Below are 6,797 nucleotides of genomic sequence, written 5' to 3'. Positions count from 1 at the left end.
CGTCGAGGGCGGCGGCGAGTTCGGGCCGCGCCACGGGGATCCCCGCTGCCTGGTGGCAGCGGGGGCGGAGCCGGGAATGTCCGACTGCTGTGCGTATCAGCCGGAAACGGGTTGTCAGCCGAGCAGTTGGTCGTATGCGGGGAGGGTGAGGAAGTCCGCGTAGTCCGCGTCCAGGGAAACCTGGAGCAAGAGGTCGTGGGCCTGCTGCCACTTCCCGGAAGCGAACGCCTCCTCGCCGACCTCGGCGCGGATGGCGGCCAGTTCCGCCGCCGCGATCTCCCGGGTCAGGTCGGCCGTCGCCGTCAGGCCGTTCTCGAAGACGACACCGGCGTTGATCCACTGCCAGATCTGCGAGCGCGAGATCTCGGCGGTGGCCGCGTCCTCCATCAGGCCGAAGATGCCGACGGCGCCGAGGCCCCGCAGCCAGGCCTCGATGTAGCGGATGCCGACCTGGACCGCGTTGCGCAGGCCCTCGTACGTGGGCTTCGCGTCCAGCGAGTCGATCGCGATGAGCTCGCCCGGGGCCACCGAGACGTCCTCGCGCAGGCGGTCCTTCTGGTTCGGCTTGTCGCCGAGCACCGCGTCGAAGGAGGCCGTCGCGATCGGGACCAGGTCCGGGTGGGCGACCCAGGAGCCGTCGAAGCCGTCGGCGGCCTCGCGGTCCTTGTCGGCCTTGACCTTCTCGAACGCGACCTTGTTGACCTCGGCGTCCTTGCGGGACGGGATGAAGGCCGCCATGCCGCCGATGGCGTGCGCGCCGCGCTTGTGGCAGGTGCGCACCAGCAGTTCGGTGTAGGCGCGCATGAACGGGGCCGTCATCGTCACCGCGTTGCGGTCCGGCAGGACGAACTTCTCCCCGCCGTCGCGGAAGTTCTTCACGATCGAGAACAGGTAGTCCCAGCGGCCCGCGTTCAGGCCGGCCGCGTGGTCGCGCAGCTCGTACAGGATCTCGTCCATCTCGTACGCGGCGGTGATCGTCTCGATGAGGACCGTGGCGCGGACGGTGCCCTGCGGGATGCCGACGTAGTCCTGGGCGAAGACGAAGATGTCGTTCCAGAGGCGCGCCTCCAGGTGCGACTCGGTCTTCGGCAGGTAGAAGTACGGGCCCTTGCCGAGGTCGATCAGGCGCTTCGCGTTGTGGAAGAAGTACAGGCCGAAGTCGACGAGCGAGCCGGAGGCCGGGCCGCCCTCGAAGCGCAGGTGGCGCTCCTCCAGGTGCCAGCCGCGCGGCCGCATCACGACGGTGGCCAGCTGGTCGGCGGGCTTCAGGGCGTACGACTTGCCCGTGCGCTCGTCGGTGAAGTCGATGCGGCGCTCGTAGGCGTCGATCAGGTTGAGCTGGCCGAGGACGACGTTCTCCCAGGTGGGAGCGGAGGCGTCCTCGAAGTCGGCGAGCCAGACCCTGGCGCCCGAGTTCAGGGCGTTGATGGTCATCTTGCGGTCCGTCGGGCCGGTGATCTCCACACGGCGGTCGTTCAGCGCTGCCGGTGCCGGGGCCACCTTCCAGTCTCCCTCGCGGACCTGTGCGGTGTCCGGGAGGAAGTCGAGGGTGGAGGTCCTGGCGATCTCGGCGCGGCGCTCGCCGCGCCGGGCGAGGAGCTCCGCCCGGCGGGCGGCGAACCGCCGGTGCAGCTCGGCCACGAAGACGAGGGCCGCTTCGGTGAGGACCTCGTCCTGCCGGGGCAGGGGCTCGGCGGCGATGGCCAGCGGGGACGGCGCTGGTGCGGACATATCTGTCACTCCTTCAGCGGCGGTGCCTTGCGGCCGCGGGGGAATGCTCGCGCGAGACGGCACGCAGTGCCGTCGGGTGTGGAGAGCTCCGGGATACGGTCGCGGGCGCCGTCTTTGGTTCAGGGCGCTTCTGACCAGTGGATAGTAATTTCCTCATGGTGGAAGTTCAATGGTTTGTTGATGTCGAGATTCTCCGAGTCGACAGATTCCGGTTCGCGGTGGCCCTCAGTGCCACTCCCGTTACGCCCCGCTCAGAGCAAGCGGGCCAGGTCGGGCGGGGTGTCGATGTCGTAGGCCTCCGCGACGTCCGCGCACTCCACCAGAGTGAGCTCCTCCGCGTGTCGCGCGAGGTGCACGCGCGCACCCTTGTCGCCCGTCGCCGTCGCGGCGATGTCCGCCCACCGGTCCGCGCCGAACAGCACCGGGTGGCCGCGCTCCCCGTCGTAGGCCGCCGCCACCAGACTCGCCGGGGAGCGGTACGCCTCCCGTACCCGGGTCACGGCCGCCGGCCCGATGCCCGGCTGGTCCACCAGGCAGACCAGCGCCGCGCGGGCGTCCGTACCGGCCAGGGAGGCGAGGCCGACCCGCAGGGACGAGCCCATGCCCTCCGCCCAGGCGGGGTTGTCCACGACCACGCAGCCGGCCAGGTCCGCGCGCTCGCGGACCTCGGACGCCGAGGCGCCCAGCACGACGTGCACCGGGCCGCAGCCCGCCTCGCGCAGCACCCGTACGGCGTTCTCGACCAGCGGGCGGCCGCGGTAGGGGAGCAGGGCCTTGGGCCGGCCGCCGAGCCGGCGGCCGCCGCCGGCGGCCAGGAGGAGGCCCGCGATCACCGGGGGAGCGGTCGGGCCGGGGTGGCCGGTGCAATCGGTCTGGCAGGTCTGGCCGGTGTGGCCGGTGTGGCCGGTGTGGTCGGTGTGGGGTGCCATGCCACCGATTCTCGCTCCCGGGCCGGCGCGGGAGCGCGTCTTCCGCGGGTCAGGGCGCCGCGTACGGCGGCCAGCGCGGCTCCGATCCGCAGCGGCTCGCGGATCCGGTTCTCGACGGCGGCCAGCAGGGCTCGTTCGTCTCGGTCGGTCAGCATCGCGGAAGCTCCTTGCCAATCGGGGGCCAATACGGCGAGTCTGGTCCCCGATTGGCCTGGCCGTCAGAGCCAATCAGGGGAGGTTGGCATGCCGAACGGGCGAGTGGTCCAGACAGCGGACAGAACGATCGGCAGCCGCCAGCTCGCGGCCCTGCTCCCCGCCGAGGTGCTGGCCCGCCCCGGCTACCGGTCGCTCGCCGACGCCGTCCGCACGCTGATCCTCGACGGCCGCATCGCCCTGCACGTACGGCTGCCCGCCGAGCGCGAGCTCGCGGAGGCGGTCGGGGCCAGCCGCGCCACCGTCACCGGCGCCTACGACCTGCTGCGCGAGAGCGGGTACGTCCGCAGCCGCCGCGGCTCCGGCACCTGGACCGAACTCCCCGACGGCCACCGGCCGGTCGGCTCGCCCGCCCTCGTCGGAGTCGGCGGCCGCGCCGACGGCGACACCGGCATCGACCTCGCCATCGCCGCCATGGGCGCCCCGGAGGGCAGCCTCGCCGAGGCCCTCGCATGGGCCGCACCCCAACTGCCGGCGCTCGCCCGCTCGCCCGGCTACCACCCCTTCGGCCTGCCCGGCCTGCGCACGGCGATCGCCGAGCGGTTCACCAGGCGCGGGCTGCCCACCCGCCCCGAGCAGATCCTGGTCACGGCCGGGGCCCAGCAGGCCTTCGCGCTGGTCGTCAGCCTGCTCTGCCGGGCCGGGGACCGGGTCGTCACCGAGAACCCGACCTACGCGAACGCCCTCGACGCCCTGCGCCACGCCCGGCTGCGCACCGGGTCCATCGCCGTCTCCGACGCGGGCTGGGACATGGAGATAGCCGAGTCGACGCTGCGCCAGACCGTGCCCCGGCTGGCGTACGTGATCCCCGACTTCCACAACCCGACGGGCGCGCTGATGCCGCCGGAGCAGCGGCTGCGGCTGCTGGCGACCACCCGGGCCACCGGGACCTGGCTGGTGGTGGACGAGACCATCGCCGACATCGCGCTGGACGTCCCCGCGCCCGCGCCCCTGGCCTCGCTGGGCCCGCGCGGCGGCGCCGACCACGTGATCACCATCGGCTCGCTCAGCAAGACGCACTGGGGCGGCCTGCGGGTGGGCTGGATCCGGGCCACCGCGAAGATGATCACCGAACTGACGGCCGTACGCGTCTCCGCCGACATGACGGGCTCGGTACTCGACCAGCTCGTCGCGCTCCCGCTGATGGAGGGACTGGACCGGACCCTGCCCGCGCGCCTGGCGCGGCTGCGGACCCAGCGCGAGGCCCTGGTGCGGTCCCTCCAGCGCCACACCCCGGAATGGTCCTGGCAGCTGCCGCCCGGCGGGCTGTCGCTCTGGGTCGACCTGGGCGAGCCGGTCAGTTCCGCGCTGGGGGAGCGGGCCGCGGCCGCCGGGGTGTACATCGGCCGCGGGGCCCGCTTCGGGGTGGACCCGGGGACCTTCGAACACCGGCTCCGGATCCCGTACACGCTGCCCGAGGACCGCCTGGACGAGGGCGTGCGCCTCCTCGCGCAGGCCTTCCACGAGGGCGTCCCGCTGACCCCGGCGGTGGAGCGGCCGTACTGGGTGGCATAGCCCCCGGCGCTACGGCCGCCCGCGGAAGTACGCGTTCGCCGCCGGGCGGAACATCAGGGCCACCGCCGTCAGGACGGTCGCCAGGTGGAGCGTCCGGCTCGCGCCGAAAACCAGGTCCAGGGCGTCCGCGCGCGACAGTGCGTCGGCGGGCGAACCGCCGTCGAGGAGGTACCGCAGGGGCTCCACGACCAGCGAGGCGCTGCCGAGGACGCCGAGGCCGACGGCCAGGGCGAGCCGGGCCCAGCGCGCACCCGAGCGCATGCGCAAGGCGACCAGGACGGCCGCGGTGAAGACGGTCAGGCGGACCACCAGCCCGGTGCCGATCTCGTCGGCCGGAACCCTGCCGAGCACGAGCGCGGTCTCGAACGCTCCGGCCGCCACCGCCGTGAGCCAGAGCGCGAAGGCGGTGCGGACCTCGGTCGGGGGCGTGACCTGGCGGGTTACGGCGGCGGTGTGCATCGGGGGCTCGCTCTCCGGACGGGGGCTCGACACCCCCGATGCTCCCGCCGCCCGTGGCCGCGCACCCGCCTGCGACCCGGTGTATCCGTGCTGGGGCCTGCCCCCCTACGGCGTGCGGATCAGGCGGCGGGTGGCGGCGGCCGCGACCGCGGCGGTGCGGGAGTCGACGCCGAGCTTCGCGTAGACGTGGACCAGGTGGGACTTGACCGTGGCCTGGCTGAGGAACAGCCGCTTGGAGATCTGCTGGTTCGACAGGCCGTCCGCGACCAGCTGGAGCACCTCCAGCTCCCGCTTCGTCAGCGCCTCGGCCGGGGTCCGCATCCGGTCCATCAGCCGCAGCGCCACCGCCGGGGCCAGCGCCGACTGGCCCGCCGCGGCCGTCCGTACCGCCGAGGCCAGCTCCTCCGGCGGGGCGTCCTTCAGCAGGTAGCCCGAAGCGCCCGCCTCCACGGCGGCCAGGATGTCCGCGTCCGTGTCGTACGTGGTCAGCACCAGTACCCGGGGCGCCCCCCGCCGGGCCGTGATCAGGGCCGTCGCCTCGGAGCCGTGCATTCCGGCCCCGAACTGCAGGTCCATCAGGACCACGTCCACCGGCTCGGCGGCCGCCAGTTCCACCGCCCGCTCGGCGGTCGCGGCCTCGGCGACCACCGCGAAGTCCGGTTCGGTGTCCAGCACGGCGCGCAGGCCCGCCCGGACCACCGGGTGGTCGTCCGCGAGCAGCAGTCGGATGGTCATCAGGCGGCCTCCAGGGGCAGGGGCAGGGTGACGGCCACGGCGGTGCCCTGACCGTAGCCGGACTCCACGGTGAACAGCCCGCCGAGCGTCTCCGCGCGCGAGCGCATCGCGGGCAGGCCGAAGCCGCCCTCGCCCGACGGGGCGGAGGAAAGGTCGAAGCCCTGCCCGTCGTCCACGATGTCGAGGGTGACGGAGGCGTCCATGAAGGTGAGCGTGATCTCGGCCCGCCCGGCGCGCGCGTGGCGCACCACATTGGCCAGCGCCGACTGCGCGATCCGCAGCAGGGCCACCTCGTACGGCGTGGGCAGCACCCGCGGCCTGCCGCTCAGCGAGAACCGCACCCGCGGCCCCGGCGCCCCCGAGCACAGCCGTTCCAGCGCGGCGGCGAGCGACCCGTGTTCCAGATCCGGCGGGGTGAGGGCCCGTACGAAGCGACGCGCCTCGGCGAGGTTCTCCTGGGCGGCCTCCCGCGCCCGCGCGATGTGGGGAACGGCCGGCGAGTCCACGGGGAGCGTCCGCTCGGCGGCCCGCAGCAGCAGCTGGATCGAGGACAGCCCTTGGGCCAGGGTGTCGTGGATCTCCCGGGCGAGGCGCTCCCGCTCGGCCAGGATTCCCGCGCCGCGCTCGGCCGCGGCCAGCTCCGCGCGGGTCGTGATGAGCTCCTCGATCAGTTCCCGACGACGTTCGCTCTCGCGGTACAGCGCCTGGTAGCCCAGTACGGTCGCCACCGCCACGGCCCCGCCCAGCAACGGGCCGAGGAAGGCCCCGGGCGTCACCGCGCTGCTGTGCGCGAGGAAGCCGCCGATGGCCGCGCAGGCGGTCACCGCGACGGCCGCGACCCCCCAGCGCAGCCGCAGCAGGTGCAGCTCCAGGAAGTACAGCGGGAAGGCGATCCACAGTCCGTCGGGGGAGACCGCCAGCAGGGCCAGCCAGGTGGCGCCCAGCGCGGCCAGCCACACCGCCCCGGCGCGCGGCGACGCGTGCACGGCGGGGGCAAGTACGCCGCCCGCGTACACGGCGGCCATGGCCGTGCAGACGGCGACGACCCAGCCGGCCCCGGGCGCGGAGTCGGCGACGGCCCGTCCGGCGGCCAGCGCGAGCAGCCCGAGGAGCAGCGCGTGCAGGCACAGCCGCAGCACCTTCGACACGGGGGTGAGGGGACGGGAAGCGGGCGGAACGGGAGGATTCAGAGCAGCCATGACCTGACCAGCCTAA

Annotated in this window: 6 protein-coding genes; 1 reads left to right on the top strand and 5 read right to left on the bottom strand. The window is 73.8% G+C overall.

Annotation, left to right across the window (positions count from 1 at the left end):
* Positions 1-114 precede the first annotated feature (114 nt).
* Together aceB and ACFCZ1_RS21810 are read right to left on the bottom strand one after the other, a co-directional pair.
* Entirely contained in the window at positions 115-1,731 is a 1,617-nt protein-coding gene (gene aceB, locus ACFCZ1_RS21815) for a malate synthase A (protein WP_376679927.1), read from the bottom strand.
* Between the two features lie 251 nt (positions 1,732-1,982).
* Positions 1,983-2,564: an NTP transferase domain-containing protein gene (locus ACFCZ1_RS21810; protein ID WP_376679938.1), complete on the bottom strand. Its 582-nt coding sequence runs from the start codon at positions 2,562-2,564 to the stop codon at positions 1,983-1,985.
* A gap of 339 nt (positions 2,565-2,903) precedes the next feature.
* On the opposite strand from ACFCZ1_RS21810, the gene ACFCZ1_RS21805 reads away from it, so the two are divergent.
* A complete protein-coding gene (locus ACFCZ1_RS21805) occupies positions 2,904-4,388 on the top strand; it encodes a PLP-dependent aminotransferase family protein (RefSeq protein WP_376679926.1) in 1,485 nt (494 codons plus the stop codon).
* 9 nt (positions 4,389-4,397) lie between these two features.
* Here the strand turns inward: ACFCZ1_RS21805 and ACFCZ1_RS21800 are convergent, their stop codons facing one another.
* The 3 genes from ACFCZ1_RS21800 to ACFCZ1_RS21790 form a co-directional block, all read right to left on the bottom strand.
* Entirely contained in the window at positions 4,398-4,880 is a 483-nt protein-coding gene (locus ACFCZ1_RS21800) for a hypothetical protein (protein WP_376679925.1), read from the bottom strand.
* A gap of 72 nt (positions 4,881-4,952) precedes the next feature.
* The gene (locus tag ACFCZ1_RS21795; RefSeq protein ID WP_376679924.1) at positions 4,953-5,582 is read right to left on the bottom strand and encodes a response regulator; all 630 of its coding nucleotides are present in this window, start codon (positions 5,580-5,582) and stop codon (positions 4,953-4,955) included.
* Positions 5,582-6,781: a sensor histidine kinase gene (locus ACFCZ1_RS21790; RefSeq protein ID WP_376679923.1), complete on the bottom strand. Its 1,200-nt coding sequence runs from the start codon at positions 6,779-6,781 to the stop codon at positions 5,582-5,584. The genes ACFCZ1_RS21795 and ACFCZ1_RS21790 overlap by 1 nt, the downstream gene beginning before the upstream one ends.
* Between the last annotated feature and the right edge of the window lie 16 nt (positions 6,782-6,797).

The organism is Streptomyces sp. NPDC056224 (assembly GCF_042267665.1).
Taxonomy (GTDB): domain Bacteria; phylum Actinomycetota; class Actinomycetes; order Streptomycetales; family Streptomycetaceae; genus Streptomyces.
Note: the sequence above shows the minus strand (reverse complement) of the source record. Positions and strands in the feature narration are given on the sequence as shown.